This is a genomic window from Streptomyces sp. NPDC001507 (assembly GCF_042894765.1).
Classification (GTDB): domain Bacteria; phylum Actinomycetota; class Actinomycetes; order Streptomycetales; family Streptomycetaceae; genus Streptomyces.
Genome location: NZ_JBIAVV010000012.1, coordinates 292595 through 310731, shown reverse-complemented (window position 1 = coordinate 310731; position 18137 = coordinate 292595). Strand labels below are relative to the sequence as shown.

General features: G+C 74.7%; 16 protein-coding genes. 7 read left to right on the top strand and 9 right to left on the bottom strand.

Features of this window, described 5'->3' with window-relative positions; translation table 11 throughout:
* Positions 1-25: 25 nt before the first annotated feature.
* A complete protein-coding gene (locus ACFY0K_RS35650) occupies positions 26-817 on the top strand; it encodes a LysR family substrate-binding domain-containing protein (protein WP_390643304.1) in 792 nt (263 codons plus the stop codon).
* Positions 818-848: 31 nt separating this feature from the next.
* Here ACFY0K_RS35650 and ACFY0K_RS35645 read toward each other — a convergent pair whose 3' ends face one another.
* The 3 genes from ACFY0K_RS35645 to ACFY0K_RS35635 all read right to left on the bottom strand — a co-directional run bounded on the left by ACFY0K_RS35645 (position 849) and on the right by ACFY0K_RS35635 (position 3699).
* On the bottom strand, positions 849-2330 hold the full coding sequence (locus ACFY0K_RS35645) for an MFS transporter (RefSeq protein ID WP_390643303.1): 1482 nt from the start codon (positions 2328-2330) through the stop codon (positions 849-851).
* 199 nt (positions 2331-2529) lie between these two features.
* Complete coding sequence (locus tag ACFY0K_RS35640) at positions 2530-3207, bottom strand: HAD family hydrolase (protein WP_390643302.1); 678 nt, start codon at positions 3205-3207, stop codon at positions 2530-2532.
* Positions 3208-3222: 15 nt separating this feature from the next.
* Complete coding sequence (locus ACFY0K_RS35635; protein WP_093497604.1) at positions 3223-3699, bottom strand: Lrp/AsnC family transcriptional regulator; 477 nt, start codon at positions 3697-3699, stop codon at positions 3223-3225.
* A gap of 214 nt (positions 3700-3913) precedes the next feature.
* Between ACFY0K_RS35635 and ACFY0K_RS35630 the strand changes: the two genes are divergently transcribed.
* Entirely contained in the window at positions 3914-5401 is a 1488-nt protein-coding gene (locus ACFY0K_RS35630) for an FUSC family protein (RefSeq protein WP_390643301.1), read from the top strand.
* Between the two features lie 122 nt (positions 5402-5523).
* Positions 5524-6555 carry a lactonase family protein gene (locus tag ACFY0K_RS35625; RefSeq protein ID WP_390643300.1) on the top strand — a complete coding sequence of 344 codons (1032 nt, stop codon included), beginning with the start codon at positions 5524-5526 and terminating at the stop codon, positions 6553-6555.
* Between the two features lie 183 nt (positions 6556-6738).
* Here the strand turns inward: ACFY0K_RS35625 and ACFY0K_RS35620 are convergent, their stop codons facing one another.
* From ACFY0K_RS35620 to ACFY0K_RS35605, 4 genes are all read right to left on the bottom strand, one after another.
* Positions 6739-7662 carry a sirohydrochlorin chelatase gene (locus ACFY0K_RS35620; RefSeq protein ID WP_390643299.1) on the bottom strand — a complete coding sequence of 308 codons (924 nt, stop codon included), beginning with the start codon at positions 7660-7662 and terminating at the stop codon, positions 6739-6741.
* A gap of 142 nt (positions 7663-7804) precedes the next feature.
* The gene (locus ACFY0K_RS35615) at positions 7805-8815 is read right to left on the bottom strand and encodes an N-acetylglucosamine kinase (RefSeq protein ID WP_390643298.1); all 1011 of its coding nucleotides are present in this window, start codon (positions 8813-8815) and stop codon (positions 7805-7807) included.
* Positions 8812-9489, bottom strand: coding sequence for a uracil-DNA glycosylase (locus ACFY0K_RS35610; RefSeq protein ID WP_352358799.1), 678 nt, complete (start codon positions 9487-9489; stop codon positions 8812-8814). The genes ACFY0K_RS35615 and ACFY0K_RS35610 overlap by 4 nt, the downstream gene beginning before the upstream one ends.
* Positions 9490-9615: 126 nt before the next feature.
* Positions 9616-10701, bottom strand: coding sequence for a WD40/YVTN/BNR-like repeat-containing protein (locus ACFY0K_RS35605; protein ID WP_390643297.1), 1086 nt, complete (start codon positions 10699-10701; stop codon positions 9616-9618).
* A gap of 332 nt (positions 10702-11033) precedes the next feature.
* Between ACFY0K_RS35605 and ACFY0K_RS35600 the strand changes: the two genes are divergently transcribed.
* Positions 11034-11654 carry a hypothetical protein gene (locus ACFY0K_RS35600; protein ID WP_390643296.1) on the top strand — a complete coding sequence of 207 codons (621 nt, stop codon included), beginning with the start codon at positions 11034-11036 and terminating at the stop codon, positions 11652-11654.
* Between the two features lie 51 nt (positions 11655-11705).
* On the opposite strand, the gene ACFY0K_RS35595 is transcribed toward ACFY0K_RS35600, so the two are convergent.
* Entirely contained in the window at positions 11706-13691 is a 1986-nt protein-coding gene (locus ACFY0K_RS35595; protein WP_390643295.1) for a HEAT repeat domain-containing protein, read from the bottom strand.
* 129 nt (positions 13692-13820) lie between these two features.
* Complete coding sequence (locus tag ACFY0K_RS35590; protein WP_390643294.1) at positions 13821-15491, bottom strand: DNA alkylation response protein; 1671 nt, start codon at positions 15489-15491, stop codon at positions 13821-13823.
* A 62-nt stretch (positions 15492-15553) separates the two neighbouring features.
* Between ACFY0K_RS35590 and ACFY0K_RS35585 the strand changes: the two genes are divergently transcribed.
* The 3 genes from ACFY0K_RS35585 (at position 15554) to ACFY0K_RS35575 (ending at position 17987) form a co-directional block, all read left to right on the top strand.
* Entirely contained in the window at positions 15554-16312 is a 759-nt protein-coding gene (locus ACFY0K_RS35585; RefSeq protein WP_390643293.1) for a PaaX family transcriptional regulator C-terminal domain-containing protein, read from the top strand.
* A gap of 209 nt (positions 16313-16521) precedes the next feature.
* Complete coding sequence (locus ACFY0K_RS35580; RefSeq protein WP_390643292.1) at positions 16522-17430, top strand: dihydrodipicolinate synthase family protein; 909 nt, start codon at positions 16522-16524, stop codon at positions 17428-17430.
* Positions 17431-17570: 140 nt separating this feature from the next.
* Positions 17571-17987 (top strand): ester cyclase, encoded by a 417-nt coding sequence (locus ACFY0K_RS35575; RefSeq protein WP_390643291.1) that lies wholly within the window; start codon positions 17571-17573, stop codon positions 17985-17987.
* The last annotated feature ends 150 nt before the right edge of the window (positions 17988-18137 follow it).

Here is an 18137-nt window from a genome sequence, read left to right as displayed (position 1 = left end):
GTCCGCGGCCCGGTAACCTGGGCTGGTGACAGGCTCGGAGGAAACACCGTCGTTCCGGCTCGCGTACGTCCCCGGCGTGACGCCCGCCAAGTGGGTCCGGATCTGGAACGAGCGCCGGCCCGGCGTCCCCCTCACCCTCCTCCAGGTCCCCGCCGCCGAGGCGTCCGACGTGCTACGCGCCGGCGACGCGGACGCCGGTCTCGTACGGCTCCCGGTCGACCGTACGTTCTTCAGCGCGATCCCCCTCTACACCGAGACCACGGTGGTAGTCGTGCCCCGGGACCACGTGATCACGGCTGCCGAGGAGGTCACCGTCGCCGACCTCGCCGACGAGGTCCTCTTCCACCCCCTCGACGACGTCTTCGACTGGGACGCCCCGCCCGGCGAGCCCGCCTTCGAGCGCCCCGCGACCACCGAGGACGCGGTGGAACTGGTCGCCGCCGGTGTCGGTCTCCTGGTCGTCCCGCAGTCCCTGGCCCGCCTGTACCACCGCCGGGACCTCACCTACCGGCCGCTCACCGACGGCCCGGAGTCCGCCGTCGCCCTGTCCTGGCCCGAGGAGGCCACCACGGACCTGGTCGACGACTTCATCGGCATCGTCCGTGGCCGCACGGTCAACAGCACCCGCGGCCGCCAGGCCGCACCGGCCCCGAAGCCGGCGAAGGCGGCGCAGTCCGCCTCGGAGAAGGCCGGCCGGGCGCAGAAGCCGGCCGCCGCGGGCAGGACGACGCCGGGCGCCCGCACCGCACGCGCGCGTGCCGCCGGCGCGAAGGCCGCCAAGCCCGCCAAGCGCGGCAAGCCCCGCCGTCGTTCGTAACCGCGGCGCTCGCCGTCCCGGCCCCTCCCGGTCAGGGTGTCAGGCTCTCGGCCTCCGGCATCCCCGGCGCTTCCGGCGCCTCCGGTGCCTTCGCCCGTTCTCCCAGATCGGCCACCGCCAAGCCCAGTGCCACCAGGATGAACCCCATGGAGGTGAGCAGGCCCAGCTGCAGCGCCTCGGGGGCCGGGCCGTGGTGCGCGAGGCGGGCGAAGTAGACCGAGCCCACCACCGCGATACCGGCCGCCGAGCCGACGCGCTGGCCGGTCTGCAGCACCCCGCCGGCCGCGCCTGCCCGCTTCACCGGAACCCGGGTCAGGGTGAGCGTGGTGTTGGGGGAGACCGTGATGCCGGAGCCGATGCCGCCGATGAGCATCGGCAGCGCCGCGGCCCACCCGAAGCTCTCCAGCGGCATCAGCCGCACCACCGCGATGCTGCCGAGCAGCCCGAGCGTCACTCCGGTGAGGCCCATGACGACCACCTTGCGTCCGTGGCTCACCACCAGCCGGCCGCCCAGGGCGGCACCGACCGCCGAGCCGACCGCGAACGGCAGCACCGCGACTCCGGCCGCCAGGGCGCTGTACCCCGCCGCGTTCTGCAGGAAGAGGGCGAGGACGAAGAAGACCGTGGTGAAGCCGGCGAAGTAGGACAGGCTGATCAGCGCCCCGAGGGTGAAGGACCGCATCGAGAACAGGTTCAGATCGAGCAGCGGCGCCCGTCCGAGCCGGCCCTGCCGCCGCTCCCACACCCAGAACAGGCCGAGCAGCACCGCGCCCACCGGCAGCAGCGCCCACTTCTCCCGTCCGGTCCACTGCTGCTCCTGCACCAGCGGCAGCATCAGCGCGAGCACGCCGCAGCCGAGGAGCAGCACCCCGAGCGGGTCGAACCGCTCCCGCCGGTCCGCCGACGCGGGACAGCGGGGCAGCAGCCGCAGGCCCGCGGCGAACGCGGCGATGCCGATGGGCAGGTTGACGAAGAACACCCAGCGCCAGCCGTCACCGGTGCCCGCGGCGTCGATGATCACACCGCCGGCCAGCGGGCCGACCGCCGTCGAGATCCCGATGACGCTGCCGAGCAGACCGAAGGCCTTGGCGCGTTCGGAGCCCTGGAACATCTGCTGGATCAGACCCGAGGTCTGCGGCGCGACCATGCCCGCGGCCGCGCCCTGGATCAGCCGGAACACCACCAGCCAGTCGGGGCTCGCCGCGAGCCCGCAGGCCGCCGAGGCCACCGTGAACACGGCGAGCCCGATCAGGAAGGCCTGGCGCATTCCGCGCATGTCGCCGAGCCGGCCGGCGGGGACGAGCGCCAGCCCGAAGGTCAGCGCGTACCCGGAGACCACCCAGGCCTGGGCGGCCTCCGTGGCGCCCAGACCGCGCTCCATCGAGGGCAGCGCCACGTTGACGATCGAGGTGTCGAGCAGCGAGATGAAGCCGGCCGCGAGACAGACCCCGAGCGCCTTCCACCGTCGGTTGTCGGTGGCCGGCTGCTGCGGCTTTGAGCAGGTCGTGGTCATGCGGCCACGCTATGCAGGCATTCCGGGCATCGCACGACCGGCGGAGCGAACGGATGGCCGAACTGCTCCGTCCGTGTGACGGCCCGGCGGTCTGGCGCCGCGGAGGGTGCCGGAAGGCCGCTGGGAGGTCACCGGGAGATTGCCGGAGGCCGCCGGAGGCCGCCCTTCAGGACGACATGAGCCAGTCGTAGGCCGCCGTTCAGGACGACATGAGCCAGTCGTAGGCCGCGCGTGCCGTGAACTCCGCCTGGCCGCCGCGCAGCAGAAGGCCGGCCGTGCCGAACAGGTCCGCCCGAGCGGTCGCACTGGGGACCGCGATGCAGCGCATCCCGGCGGCGTGCGCCGCTGCCACGCCCGGAGCGGCGTCCTCCAGCACCACGCAGTCGGCCGGTGCGGCACCGAGGCGGTGGGCCGCCTCCAAGAAGACGTCCGGCGCCGGCTTGCCGCGCGGCACCTCGTCCGCCGAGACCGTCGTGCGCAGATGGGCGCCGAGGCCGGTGCCGGCCAGGATCACCTCGATCGCCTCGGGAGAGGAGCCGGAGGCCACCGCCGTCGGGACGCCCTCGGCCGCGAGCAGCTCCACGAACTTCCGCATCTCTGGGTACACACGCGTGCCGGTCCGGGCCAGCTCCAGATACCGCCGGTTCGTCTCCGCGAGCAACTCGGCCACCGGGGGCCGCAGTCCGTGGCGGCCGCGCAGCAGGGCGACCGTCTCCAGCGTGCTGATGCCGACGAGACGCTCGTGCGCCGCCCAGGTGTAGTCCGTGACGCCGTGCCGGGCCAGCAGCTGCCGTGTCGCCTCGTAGTAGTTGGGCTCGCTGTCCACGAGTGTGCCGTCGAGATCGAAGATGACCGCGAGGCCGCCGAGATCGCTCATGCGACCAGGATGCCGTTACCCGCGCGCGGCCCGGCCCACGGACTCCACCAGCGGCAGCAGCCGGTGCGGGACCCGTTCGCGCAGCGCCACCTCGGTACGGGTGCGCACCACGCCCGGCAGGCTGATCAGCTTCTGGATCACGTCCTCCAGATGCGCGTTGTCCCGCGCCACCACCCGGGTCAGCAGATCCCCGCCGCCCGTGATCGAGAACGCCTCCACGATCTCCGGCACCGCGGCCAGCGCGTCCCCGACGTCGTCCAGATGCCCCTGGGTGACCTCGATGTGCACGAAGGCCAGCACCGGGTGGCCGAGTGCGGCGGGGGACAGGAAGGGGCCGGTGCCCGTGATCACACCGTCCCGCTCCAGCCGGTCCAGCCGGGCCTGGAGTGTGCCCCGGGCGACCCCGAGGATCCGGGCGTACTCGCGCACGCTGGTGCGCGGCTGCTCCAGCAGCAGCCGCAGGATGCGGGTGTCGAGCTCGTCCACGGTCATCACATACGACTGTACCAATGGCTCACCGGCGATCCTGGCTGACCTGGTCCATTGGTATTTCGGCCAGCAACCGCAGCTCGTCGGTTCTGGACCAATGGCACAGCAGAATCGACGTCACTTGAGCCAGCTGCCCCTCCGGTGCTCTCATGGATGTGTCGATGGCGCTGCGGATCACCGCGGCGCCTTTTCTGTGCCGTCCGCGGGAGGGGAAGCAGTGCTGAAGAGGGTGTTCGTGGCTCCGGACCCGGGGCGGGTGCGGCTGCGCTTCGCCGCGCGCGCCGTGCTGGGCATCGGCCTCGCCGTCGTGGTCTGCGCACTGGCCGGGCACTCCGTCACGGGCGCCGTCACCGGCGGTCTCGCCGCACTGCTCGCGCTGTTCACCGTCGCGGACGCCACCGTGCGCGGACAGGCCGTCACCACCGCGCTGTTGCCCGTCGTGGGCCTGCCGGTGCTTGCCGCCGCGGCCGAACTGCACGACGTCCCGGTCGCCCGCGACCTGGTCTTCCTCGCCGTGGTCGGCGCGGGCGTCTACGCGCGCCGCTGGGGTCCGCGCGGCCACAGCCTGGGCGTGTTCGCCTTCATGACCTTCTTCGTCGCCCAGTTCCTGCACGCCACCCCCGGACAGCTGCCCGAGCTGTACGCCGCCGTCCTGCTCTCCGTGGGCAGCGCCGCCGCCGTCCGCTTCGGCCTCTGGTGCTACGAGCGCCGCCTGCCCCCGCCACCGGTGCCCGCCCCGTCCGCCGGCACCGGCCTGGCCCGGGTGACCACCCGGCAGGCGGTCCAGGCGACCGCCGGCGCGGGTTTCGCGCTGGTCGCCGGGCAGCTGGTCTCCGGCCAGCGCTGGTACTGGGCGGTCGGTGCCACCTGGTGGATCTTCGTCAACACCGCCTCGCGCGGCGAGACCCTGGTGCGCGGTTTCCGCCGCGTCCTCGGCACCGTCATCGGCGTCGCGCTCGGCCTGCTGGTCGCCGCCCCCGTGCACGGCGCGCCGGTCCCCACCGCCGTCCTGGTCGCGGTCGCCGTCTTCGGCATCTTCTACACGGCCGCCGTCTCCTACACCTGGATGATGCTCTGGGTGACCTTCCTCGCCGAGCTGCTCTACGGCCTGCTCGGCGTCCTCACCCCCGACCTGCTGGCGCTGCGGCTGGCCGAGACCGCGGTGGGCGCCCTCGGCGCCGTCCTCGCCGTGCTGTTCGTCCTGCCGGTCACCACCCACCTCACCACCGACGCCTGGATCCAGCGCGCCCTGCGCTGCGTGCACGCCTGCACGGCCGAGGCCGCCGCCCGGCTCGCCGGCTCCGCCGGTGCCGACCCGGCACCCCGGGTGGCCGAACTCGAACAGCTCCTCGGCCGGGTACGGCTCTCGGTCGCCCCGCTCGTGCACCCGCTCAACCCGATGCACGGCCGCAAGCGCCGCGCCCGCCGCGTCCTCGCCCTGCTGGACGACTGCGCCCGCGAGATCCGCGGCCTGGTCGCGGTCGCCGCCGACCCGGAGGCCTCGCACGACGCCCGGCTGGCCGCCGCCTGCTGGCGTGTCGAGGCCGCCGTCGAGGCGCTCACCAGGGGCTCGGAGCACATCACCGCCCCCGCCGAGCCGCCCGCCGAGCCCGCCCTCGCCCATCTGCACGGCCTGGAGCGTGCCCTGGCCGAGCTCGCCGAGCCGCTGCGCGCCCCCTCGGGCTCACCCCTGGTCGGCGCCTGAGACGCGCGCCCCGCACATCCTGGTCTAGACCGCCAGCTGCTACCGTCGGCCCCGGGCGGGCTCGAACCGGCCCGTTCCGACACGTACCGGCTCGTGGTGGCTCGCGGCGATAGGGGACAGCGGTGGCAGACGGCGGCAGGCGGCGCAGGGCCTTCATCGGGTCGTTCACGGCCGCGGGCGGCCCGGGGGTCGTGACGGCGGCGGTCCGGCCGGACAGCGGCGCCCTGGCGCTCCTGGAGAGCGTCGACGGCGTCCCCGACCCGTCGTATCTCGCGCTCGCGCCCGGCGGGCGCACCCTGTACGCGGTCAGCGAGACCGCCGACGGCGCCGTGGCCGCGTACCACGTCCACGACGACAAGCCGCGCCTCGCCGGGCCGCCGGTCCCGGTCGACGCCAGCGGCCCCACCCACCTCAGCGTCTTCGACGGCCATGTCCTGACCGCCAACTACGGCTCGGGCAGCGTCACCGCCGTCCCCGTCCGCCTCGACGGCACCCTCGCCCCCGCCCCGTCCGGACTGCTCCAGCACACCGGCTCGGGCCCGCACGAACGGCGCCAGCGCGGGCCGCACGCCCACCAGGTGCAGCCCGACCCCAGTGGCCGCTGGGCGGTCAGCGTCGACCTGGGCACCGACTCGGTCCGCGTCTGCACCCTGGACCAGGGTGCCCCGGCCCTGCACCGCGAGTTCGCCCTGCGCCCCGGCTCCGGCCCCCGTCACCTGGCCTTCCACCCGGACGGCCGGTACGCCTACGTCGTCAACGAACTCACCCCGACCGTGACCGTCTGCCGCTGGGACGCCGCCACCGGCACCCTCAGGCCGCTGACCGAGACCCCGGTCCTGCCCGGCGCCCCGGCCGGCGACGCCTACCCGTCCGGCATCGCCGTCTCGCCCGACGGCCGCTTCGTCTGGACGGCGACCAGGGGCGAGGACGTCCTGACCACGTTCACGGTCGACGGCGACCAGCTCCACCGCACGGCGACGGTCCCCTGCGGAGGCCACTGGCCCCGCGCGATCACCGAGTCGGGCGGCTTCCTCTACGCAGCCAACGAACGCTCGGGCAACATCACCTGGTTCACCATCGACCACCGCACGGGCCAGCCCCGCTACGACGGCTCGGTCGAGCTTCCTGCCCCTTCCTGCATCGTCTTCGACTGACGTCACCTGCAACGCCCCGCAAGGGGCGCTGGGGTACCCCCGGCCGAAGGCTGGGGGAGGAACTGCGCGCCAAGCCCCCACCGGGCCCGCAGCCGAACACCGACCGCACGACCCCAAGAAAAAGGGACCCGCTCCCCTCAAGGAACGGGCCCTCGACTCACGTCGGGCGACGCGCGAGGCGCATCACCGCACCGGCGCACCCTGCGGCTGCTGCGGAGCGATCCCCAGCGCCGTCGTGTACTTGGCCAGCGCCAGCTTCCCGATCGCCGGGTACGCCCCCAGCGGCTCGGCGGTGGCGCAACCGGCCTCCTCGGCGGCCGCGGCCAGCAGCGCCGCGTCGATCTCCGGCCCTATCAGGTACGGCGCCAGCGCGAGCTGCTGCGATCCCGAACCCCGCAGCTGCTCCGCGACGGAGGCGATCGAACCCTCCTGGTCCAGCGCGGCGGCCATCACCGGCACGGCCAGGCGTGCGGCGAGTAGCATGCCGGTGATCCCGGCGGCCTGCACGGCCTCGTCGCCGCCCACGGACGCCAGGATGATGCCGTCGGCCGCCGTCGCCACGGTGAACAGCCGGGCACGGTCGGCACGGGCCAGACCCGCCTCCGAGAGCCGCACGTGCAGCGCTTCGGCGAGCAGCGGGTGCGGGCCGAGGACGTCGGTCAGGTCGGCCGCGATCCGGCTCTCCATGACGGCGTGGCGGACCTGGCGCAGCAGCGCGCTGTCCGGACCGGCCAGCAGCGGCACGACGACGGCGACCGGGCCGTCCGGAGCCTTGATCCCCTCGACGCCGGCGGCGACGGACTGCTCGTAGCGGGCGGTGCGCTCCTCGGCGGCACGGGCGAGCACGGACTGGAGGGTGGGGAACTCCGCGTCGTCCCCGTCCAGGTACCCGATGCGGGCGTCCAGGCCGGGCAGCTCGGAGCGGGCGATGCTGACGACCTCCTCGGCGAGGCCGCGCGTGGCCGCGCTGGGCGTACCCGGCACCGCGAGGACGAGCGCGGGCGCGTCCTCGGGAGCCACCAGCGGCTCGGGGCGGCGGTGCCGTCCGGGCTGGCGGGGGCGCGGCATTCGTACAGGCAGGCCGGCGGGCCCAGTGGGGGAGCTCATGGCGCCGCATGTTACTGGCTATCTGGGCTCCCTTGTTCGGGGAGGGTGCAGGTGAGCGGTATCCGTCCGCTTTTGTCTGATGAGTTACGCATGATTCGGAGGTGATCCCGCCACCTGTCGGACACTTCGTGTCCCAGTGGGATCAATACCCTTTTGTGTGTACAAGTTTTGTGTGTACAACGGACAGCAGTTTCTCATCACCCGGCAGAGTGAGCCGCCCGCTGACCAGGTCACCCGCGACGCGTACCGCTCCGTGCAGCGGGTCGCCCTCCGCCGGCACCTGCCGCGCCCGGGGGAGCAGCCGCGCCAACTGCTCGGCCAGCGGTACGAGAAGCGGGTCGCCCAGCTTGAACAGGCCGCCGGTGCGGGCGACCAGGGGTTCTCCCTCCACGGGGCAGACGGCGGCGGCCGACTCGGCCATGTGCCGGGCGGCGGCGCGCAGGATCGCGGCCGCGACCGGGTCGCCCGCACCGGCGCAGTCCGCGACGCACGGGGCGAAGGAGGCCAGTACGGCGGGCCGGTCGGTGCGCGGGTAGAGCTGTCCCGGTAGCCCGGGCAGTGGCCCGAACCGGTCCTCGGCGGCGGCCCGCAACGCGGCCGAGCCGCCGTCCCGCCCGTCGAAGGCGCGCAGTGCCGCCTCCAGCCCGGCCCGGCCGATCCAGGCGCCGCCGCCGCAGTCGCCGAGCAGGTGCCCCCAGCCGTCCGCCCGCCGCCACCGGGTGAGATCGGTACCGGTCGCGATCAGACCGGTCCCGGCGGCGACCACCGCGCCGGGGCGCGCACCGAGGGCGCCGACGTACGCGGTCACGGCGTCGGCGGCCAGCGCGACCGTCCGCACCCCGAGCTCGCGGGCCAGCGCGCCCGGCAGCTCGGCCCGCAGCGCGTCGCCGAGACTGGCCAGCCCGGCGGCGCCGACGACGGCTGTCGTCACCTGCCCCAGCCCGTACGAGCCGGCCAGCGCCCGCGCCATGGGCAGGAGCTGTTCCAGCAGGTGTCCGGGGTCGATGCCCCGCGCCCCGGTCCGCACCGGCTCCCGGGACTCCAGCGCCGCCGACGGCTCGCGCCCCGGCACGCCCACGACGGCCCGTAACCCGGAGCCGCCGGAGTCGACGGCGATGAAGCCCGCCTCCCGGGGCCCGCCGCCGTCGCTCACGGCAGACGCCAGTCCACCGGCTGTCCCCCCTGCTGGATCAGCAGATCGTTGGCGCGGCTGAACGGACGGGAGCCGAAGAAGCCGCGGTCTGCCGACATGGGCGAGGGATGCGCGGACTCCACCGCCGGCAACTGCCCGAGCAGCGGGCGGAGATTGCGGGCGTCGCGGCCCCACAGGACGGACACCAGCGGCTTGCCGCGGCCGGCCAGCGCCCGGATCGCCTGCTCCGTGACCTCCTCCCAGCCCTTGCCCCGGTGCGCGGCCGGGGTGCGCGGAGCCGTGGTGAGCGCCCTGTTGAGCAGCAGCACGCCCTGCTGGGTCCACGGGGTGAGGTCGCCGTTGGACGGCTGGGGCAGACCCAGGTCGGTGGTGAGCTCCCGGTAGATGTTGATCAGGCTGCCCGGCAGCGGGCGTACCTCGGGTGCCACCGAGAACGACAGCCCCACCGCGTGCCCCGGGGTCGGGTACGGGTCCTGGCCGACGATCAGGACGCGGACGTCGTCGAAGGGCTGCTGGAAGGCCCGCAGGACGTTCGGGCCGGCCGGGAGGTAGGTGCGTCCCGCGGCGATCTCCGCGCGCAGGAAGTCGCCCATTGCGGCGATCCTCCCGGCCACTGGTTCCAGGGCCTTCGCCCAGCCCGGTTCGACGATTTCATGCAAGGGTCGTGGTGCCACGGCGTCACCCTACTGCCGTACACGGGTCGGCGATCAAGCCGAGGCCGTCGTGGTCGCGGGACGACCGGGGGCGACCGGACCGGCGCCCCGGATGACAGAGACCGCCGTCTTTCCGGGGCCCCGGCCTCAGGCGACGACCGCCGCCCGCACGCACAGCACGTCCGGCAGGTGGGAGGCCAACTGGCGCCAGCTGTCGCCGTCGTCGGCCGAGGCGAACACCTCGCCGTTGCGGTTGCCGAAGTACACGCCGGCCGGATCCGCGTCGTCCGTGCAGAGCGCGTCGCGCAGCACCGTGCCGTAGTGGTCCTCCTGCGGCAGCCCCGCCGACAGCGGCTCCCAGGTCCGGCCCGCGTCGGCCGTACGGAAGACCCGGCAGCGGTGCCGGGCGGGCACCCGGTCGGCGTCCGCGTTGATCGGGAAGACGTACGCCGTGTCCCCGCGGTGCGGATGGGCGGCCGCCGCGAAACCGAACGTGGACGGCAGCCCCGCGCCGATGTCGGTCCAGTGCGCCCCCGCGTCGTCGCTCCGGTACACGCCCCAGTGGTTCTGCAGGTACAGCCGGTCCGGATCCCCGGCGTCCTGCGCGACCTTGTGCACGCACTGGCCGAACTCCGGGTCGGGGTCCGGCAGGAAGACCGCGGAGACACCGGAGTTGGACGGCGTCCAGCTCGCGCCGCCGTCGCCGGTGCGGAACACGCCGGCCGTCGAGACGGCGACCGTCACCGCCTTCGGGTCGCGCCGGTCGGTGACCACGGTGTGCAGGCCCTCACCGCCGCCGCCCGGTACCCACTTGTCGCGGGTCGGGTGCTCCCACAGCGGCCGGACCAGCTCGAAGCTCTCCCCACGGTCCTCGGACCGGTACAGCGCGGCCGGTTCGGTGCCCGCGTAGACCACGTCCGGCTCGGCGGCGGCCGGGTGGAGCTGCCAGACCCGCTCCAGGGAGGCACCGGTGTCCTTGGGGAACTTCACGGCGGGCCGGGCCGGTTCGGTCCAGGAGCGGCCCAGGTCGTCGGAGTGGAAGACGGAGGGTCCCCAGTGCGCGCTGTCCCCGCCCGCCAGGAGCCGGGGCCGCGCGCCCCGGGTGTCGATGGCGACCGAGTAGATCGCCTGCGCGTTGAAGCAGGGACGCTCGTCGAACTCCCAGGCGTCACCTCGCCGCCTGCCGAGGAAGAGCCCCTTGCGGGTCCCCACGGCGAGCAGTACCTCGGTCATGCCGATCACCTCCATGACGTCCTTGTCACAGTCCTTGTCACCGTCCCGGCCGCAGTCCTGTGCGCACTCGGGCGCACAGTTCCCGCCACAGCCGGCACTCGGACATCGGCCAGTCTGCACCCCACCACTGACAGTCACCCGAGAGCCGGCGTCGGCGCAGGTCGGAGCCGCCGTGTCGGCCGGCCGGACAAGACGGCGGAACGCGTTCCGAAAGACGCCTGCGCGAGCGGGGTCAGTCGTGCGACCGTCGACTCGGAGTTCGCCCGTGAGCAACAGGGCGGCCGCTCCCGTATGGGAGGGCGGTCCGGGCTGTCCGTGCGCGCGTGAGGAGGATGCCTTTGAAGGCGTTCCGTGGTCCGAAGGTCTGGCTGTGGCGCTGGCGGCGCAACCCGCTGAAGCGCCGTGCCGACACGATGGAGGCCTGGGTGCTGCTCGGCGCCTGGCTTCTGACCCTGCTGGCCGGGGTGTTCGCCGGCCTCGCGGCGGCCCGGTCGGTCGAGGACGGCCTGGCCCGCGAGCGTGTCGAGTGGCACCCGGTCGTGGCCCATGTCCTGGACAAGGCCCCCGGCTCGGCGGGCGCGAAGTCCGGCTCCTCGGGATCCTCCGAGTCCTCCGACTCGTCGAACGGCGAACGGGTCTGGGCGCGTGTGGGCTGGACCGTGGCCGACGGTTCCGCGCACTCCGGTCAGGCGCGGGTCCCGGCCGGCAGCAGGGTCGGCGCGCCGGTCACCGTCTGGACGGACCTCCAGGGGCACCTCGTCACCCGGCCCGCCACCACCTCCGAGGCCCACTTGCGCTCCGCGCTGATCGGCGGCCTGGTCGGGCTGAGCGCGGCCGCCGTCCCGTTCGTCGCCGGTCTGGTGACGCGCGGCCGGCTGGAGCGGCGGCGGATGGACCGCTGGGACGCGGAGTGGGCCCGGCTCGGACCGCAGTGGGGCCGGATGACCGGCTGACGCCGGAGCCCGGCGGTACCCGCGGCCGGGCCGAGCGGCCCGGCCGCCGGTTCACGGGGAGTGCCGGGCCAGTGCCCGGCGGCAGTCGGCGAGCAGCCGCTCGTCCTGGGCGATGTCGTGGCTGCCGTACCCGCCCGGCCGCGCCGTGTGCCGCCGGGCGCAGGCGAGTTCGGCCGCCACCAGGTCGCGCAGCGGGGCACCCGCGGGGCCCATCTCGGCCAGACACCGGGCGATCGCGCCCCGGGTGTAGGGGTTCTCCGACCAGGCGGCCCGGAACACCGGGAGTACCGGTTCCGGATCCCCGTCGATCCGCCACAACGCCTCGGCCGCCGCCGCCCGTTCCCAGATCCTGCCGGACCCGGCGAGCCGGCGCAGCGCCGGCAGCGCGCCGCGGGCGGCCGCCCCCAGCCGGCCCAGCTGCTCGGCGGCCGTACGCGCGCTGCGGCTGCGGCCGTGCGCCAACTCCCGCAGCAGCACGGGGAGTACTGCCGCCGCGTCCCCCTCCGCCGACCACAGCGCCCCCGCCGCCAGGGCCGCGTGCCGGGTGTCCAGGAGCCCGCGCAGGACCGGCGCCGCCGCCCGGGCCGCCGTACCCAGGACGTCGAGCGCCCGCACCGCCTGTCCGACGAGGGCCTCCGTGGCCCCCAGTCCGTCCGGTGCGCCGCGCAGCAGCCGCAGCACCTCGGGCACCGCCGCCGGGTCCTTGAGGGCGGTGACCGCCGCCAGCAGCGGCGCGGCCACTTCGGCTGCCTCGGGCGAGTCCGGGTCGACCTGGCCGAGCCGGCGCCGCAGCGCGGGTGCGAGCGGGGCGGCCGCCGGGCCCAGATGCACGATCTCGAAGCCCAGCCCACCGGGCACCACCGGTCTCGCCAGCAGCTGGGACAGGGCCGGCACCGCGCGCGGATCGCCACTTCTGGCCAGCGCCTTCAGCGGACCGCCCAGCGAGGGCCTGCCGCGCTCCCAGGTGTGCACCCACAGGTCGGGCCGCACGGTCACCAGCGCGTGCAGCTCGTCGGCCGCCGGCGCGGCCAGCCCGAACAGGTCCACCAGCACCGAGACCGCCGCGTCCCGCAACTGGTCCTGCTCGCGGCCCAGTTGCCCGCCTATCAGCGAGACCGGCGCCGAGAAGTCCGCCCGCCAGGCACGGAACAGACCGGCCGACATCCACACTGCGTTGCACCGGTCCATCGGGTCCGGACTGCTCAACTGGCCGACGAGCAGCGCGATCCGGTCCGCCACCCGGTCGTCCAGCGCCCGGTGCAGGGTGCGCAGCAGATACGCGCCCTCCTCGTCCGACGGCCGCAGCCGCCGTATCCGGCCGACCAGGGTGTCCGCGTCCACCCGGTCCGGACCGGCCGCCCGCCGCTCCGACCGCTCCCTGAGCAGCCGGACCGCGGTCGGCACCAGGTCGGAGGGCAGCCGCTCCGGCGCGCCGAGGCCCAACTGCCCGAGGGCGGCCAGCCGGGTTGCCGGCGCGTACGGCGGCCCGCTCTGCGCGGCCAGCAACTCGACTGCCCCGGCCGCCCGTTCGGGACGGCACCGGACGAACAGCCCGAGGGCCTCGGTCAGGGCGAGCAGCACCTGCTCGTCGCGCTCGACCGTGCTCCGCCGCCGTAACAGCGCCAGCACCCGCTCCGGTTCGTCGAGGAAGCGGACCAGCGCCCCGGGCACCGCGCGGCGCACCCCGGGGCACGGGTCGTCGGCCAGCGGGACGAGCGCCTCGGCGCCGGCGCGGACGGCGGCACCGGCCCGGGGACCGGCGCTCTCCGCGCCGATGCTGGCCAGCAGTTCGACTATCGCGCCCCGGTCCCGCACCTCCGGACGGGAGGCGAGCACGAAGAGGAACGGGACGCAGGCGAGCGTCGAGTCGTACACGTTCCCCTGGTGGTGCACCGAGCCGTACATCCCGTCGAGCGCGGCCTCCCGTTCGGCCGCGTCCGCCGAGGCCAGTGCGCGCAGCAGGCCGGGCACGTCCGTCGCGCTGCCGTACGCGTGTCGCAGCGAGGCCCAGTCGACCTCGTCGATCCCCGTGAACACCGTTGTCCTCCCCGGGCGAGTACCACCTGTTCCGGAGTCTGCACCACCGCACTGACAACGATGCGGAATCGGACGGCAACTGTGTGCGATCCGCCGACGGTCGGCGGCCGCCGGCGGATCGCACGGGGATCAGTTCCGGCCAGGAAGGGCCCGCTCCAGGATCGCGTCGAACCCGGTGCCGGCGGGCAGGGTGCCGAAGGCGTGCCCCCAGTCGCCGCCGAGCCGGGAGGCGCAGAAGGCGTCCGCGACGGCGGCCGGGGCGTACCGGACCAGCAGCGAGGCCTGGAGCGCGAGCGCCATCCGCTCGACCAGCCGGCGTGCACCCACCTGATCGGTCTCGGCCAATTCGTTCTGCAGCCGGGTCACGGTCGCGTCCAGCCGGGTGTCCGCGCCGCGCGCGAGCGCGAGTTCGCCGAACAGGGCGTCGGCGGCGCCCGGTTCGCGGGACAGCGCCCGCAGCACGTCGAGCGCGTTGACGTTCCCCGAGCCCTCCCAGATCGACAGCAGCGGCGCCTCGCGGTAGTGCCGGGGCATACCGGAGTCCTCGACGTAGCCGTTGCCGCCCAGGCACTCCAGGGCCTCCGCGGTGAAGGCCGGGCCGCGTTTGGTGACCCAGTACTTGCCGACGGCGGTCGCGATCCGCCGGAAGGCCCGTTCCTGCTCGTCCCCGCGCACCGCGCGGTCCGCCGCCCCGGCGAGCCGCAGGGTCAGCGTGGTCGCGGCCTCCGACTCCACCGCCAGGTCGGCCAGCACATTGCGCATCAGCGGCTGGTCGACGAGCCGCGCCCCGAACGCGCTGCGATGGCGCACATGATGGCCGGCCTCGACGAGCGTCCTGCGCATCAGGGTCGCCGAGCTCATCACGCAGTCGAGCCGGGTGCAGTTGACCATCTCGATGATCGTCTTCACCCCCCGCCCCTCGGGCCCGACCAGCCAGGCCACGGTCCCGTCGAACTCCGGCTCGCAGGACGCGTTGGAGCGGTTGCCGAGCTTGTCCTTCAGGCGCTGGATGCGGAACGCGTTGCGGCTGCCGTCCGGGAGCACGCGCGGCACGAGGAAGCAGGACAGGCCGCCCGGTGCCTGGGCCAGCACCAGGAAGACGTCGCACATCGGCGCCGAGGTGAACCACTTGTGCCCGCGCAGGGTGTAGACGCCCGGCTCGGCGGTGGGCGTGGCGGCCGTCGTGTTCGTCCGTACGTCGGAGCCGCCCTGCTTCTCGGTCATGCCCATCCCGGCGAGCAGCCCCGGCTTCTCCGTCGGCACGCGCAGCCCCGGCTCGTACTCCCGGCTGGTCAGCAGCGGTTCGTACACCTTCGCCAGCTCGGGCTGGGCGCGCAGCGCCGGAACGGCGGCGTACGTCATGGACGTCGGGCACCCGTGGCCGGACTCGGTGTGCCCCCACACCAGTCCGCCCGCCGTCCGCGCGACATGGGCCCCCGCCCGGTCGTCCGCCCAGGCCGCCCCGGCCAGGCCCTCCTCCACCGCCGCCCGCATCAGGTGGTGCCAGCTGGGGTGGAAGTCGACCTCGTCGATCCGGTTGCCGTACCGGTCGTGGGTGCGCAGCTCCGGCTCGTGCCGGTTGGCCAGCTCGCCCCACTCCTGCGCCTCCGCGCTCCCGGCCCGCGCCCCGAGCCGCCGGATCCCCGCCTCGGCCCACTCCGCCCCTTCCCGGCGCAGCCCCTCGATCAGGGCCGGGTCGTCGGCGGCGTCGTACGGGGCGAGTGGGGGCGGCTGGTTGGTGACGTCGTGGGTGGCGTACTGCGGCTGCGGAAGTGCGGCGGTCGAGTCCATGGCTGCCATGTTGCAGTAATCCTGCGACCGCAGCAATAGTGCAACAACGGCCGCACGTACAGTACGTGACCATGCGCATGAAGGACGTGTCCGCCGAGCCCGCCGACGTCGGCCTGCCGCCCCTGTCCGCCCGGTCGGTCGTGCTGAGCCTGCTGCTGGGCGCGCATCCGCCGGAGCTGCCGGTGAAGGACCTGATCCGGTTCGTCGAGCCCTTCGGGATCGGCGGCTCCACGCTCCGCGCCGCGCTCAGCCGTATGACGGCCGCCGGCGACCTGCGCCGCACCGGCGACGCCGTCTACGGCCTCAGCGACCGGCTGCTGGCCCGCCAGCGCCGCCAGGACGAGGCGGTACGGCCCCGCACGCGCGCGTGGCGAGGCGAGTGGGAGATGCTGGTCGTCACGGTCACGGGCCGCGACCCCGCCGCACGCGCCGACCTGCGCTCCCGCCTGACCTCCCTGCGCCTGGCCGAACTCCGCGAGGGCGTCTGGCTCCGCCCGGCGAACCTGGCGAGGCCGTTTCCCGCCGACCTCGCGGCGACCACCCAGTCCTACACGGCCCGCCCCGACCGCCCCGCCCCCGAGCTGGCCGCCGACCTCTGGCCGTTGACCACCTGGTCGGCCACCGCCCGCGCCCTCCTGGCCCGGGCGTCCGCGTCCCGCCTCCCGGCCGACCGCTTCACGGTCTTCGCGGCAGCGGTACGCCACCTGCTGACCGACCCCGTCCTGCCCCCGGAACTCCTGCCCGCCCACTGGCCGGGCGACGAACTGCGCGCCGCGTACGCGGAATACCGGGCGGAGCTGAGCGGGCCGACCTGGAACCCGGCCGACTGATCCCGGCGGCAGGCTCCGGCGGGGCGCTTGACCTTACCCTCGGACTGCCGACCTTCGAAACCGCCGGACTCACGCTCTACAAGCGGCTCACGCTGATCGTCCGGGACGGCGTGATCGAGCACGTCTTCTAACCGGTCTTCCCGCCGGACCAGCACGCCGGCCAGGTGCTGACCTGGCTGCGCGCCAACCCCCGACAGCACGAACGACCCTTGGAGAAGCCCGTGTTCACCGGCCTGAGCGCCTTTCCGCTGACCCCGATCGCCGCCGACGGAGACATCGACGAGGAAGCGTTCGCCCGTCTGGTCCGGCGCCTCGCCGCGGCCGGCGTCGACTCGATCGGCGCGCTGGGCTCCACGGGGTCGTACCCCTACCTCGGCCTCCCGGAACGGGCCCGCGCCGCCCGTGTCGCGGTGGAACACGCCGACGGCGTCCCGGTCGTCGTGGGCATCGGCGCGCTGCGCACCCGGGACGTGCTGGCGGCGGCCGAGGACGCGCAGCACGCCGGGGCCGCGGGTGTGCTGCTCGCTCCGGTGTCGTACCAGCCGCTGACCGGCGACGAGGTGTTCGGCCTGTACGAGGACGTCACCGCGCACCTCTCCGTGCCGCTGGTGGTCTACGACAACCCGCGCACCACCCGGTTCACCTTCACCGACGACCTCTACGCGCGGGTGGGCCGGCTGCCCCGCGTGGCGTCGGTCAAGATTCCCGGGGTCCCCGCCGACCCGGCCGCGGCCCTGGCCCGGGTGGCGCGGCTGCGGGAGATCCTGCCGCCGCACGTGACCGTGGGGGTGAGCGGGGACGCGTCGGGAGCGGCCGGGCTGATCGCCGGCTGCGACGCCTGGTACTCGGTGACCGCCGGTACCCTCCCCGGACCGGTCCTCGCCGTCACCAGGGCGGCCCAGGCGGGGCGGGCCGACCGGGCGCAGGAGGAGTCGGAGCGGCTCCGGCCGCTGTGGGAGCTCTTCGCCCGGCACGGATCGCTGCGGGTCATCGCGGCAGTGGCCGCCGAACTCGGCCTCACGCCGCCCGACAGCCTGCCCCGCCCGCTGCGCGGCCTGTCGGGCGACGACCACGAGCAGGTCGCCGACGTACTGCGGCGGCTCCGGCTCGACGCGTGAGACCGGGCGGAGAGCGGTTGCCCGGCGGGCCCGTCGCGCGGACGTGCCCGTGCTGGGGGAGCGGTGTACGGTCGATCTACCGTGTGCATGCGCTTCGCAGCCGACCCCAGGCCAGTGGCCCAGATGCTCCGGGAGTGCCCATGGCTCAGCAGACGAACATCGCCGCGCAGACCGCTTTCGGAGAGGCCGTCGTCGCCGGCGACCTGGATGCCCTCGACGGGATCGTCGCGGCCGACTCGACCGACCACGATCCCGCTCCGGGACAGGGGCCCGGGCCCGCCGGGTACAAGACCATGTTCGGCGAACTGCGAACGGCCTTCCCCGACTTGAGCCTCCAGGTGGAGCATCTGGTCGCCACCGACGACGAGCTGGCCTTCGCCTACGTCATCTCCGGGACGCATCTGGGGCCGCTGATGGGGCATCCGGCGACCGGCAGGAAGGTCAGCTACCGGGGCATGCAGATCAGCCGCTTCGACCGCGACGGCAGACTCGTCGAACGGTGGGGCAGCAGCGACGAACTCGGCATGCTGCGCCAGCTGGGCCTCGTCGAGGTGTGAGACGGGCGCGGGGCCGGTGGGGGCCCCCCCCCCCCCGGGGGGGGGGGGGGCCCCCCCCCCCCGCCCCCCGGGCCCGGCCGGGGGGGGGCGGGGGGGGGGGGGGGCGGCGCCCCCCCCCCCCCCCGCGGGGGGGGGGGCCGCCGCGGGGGT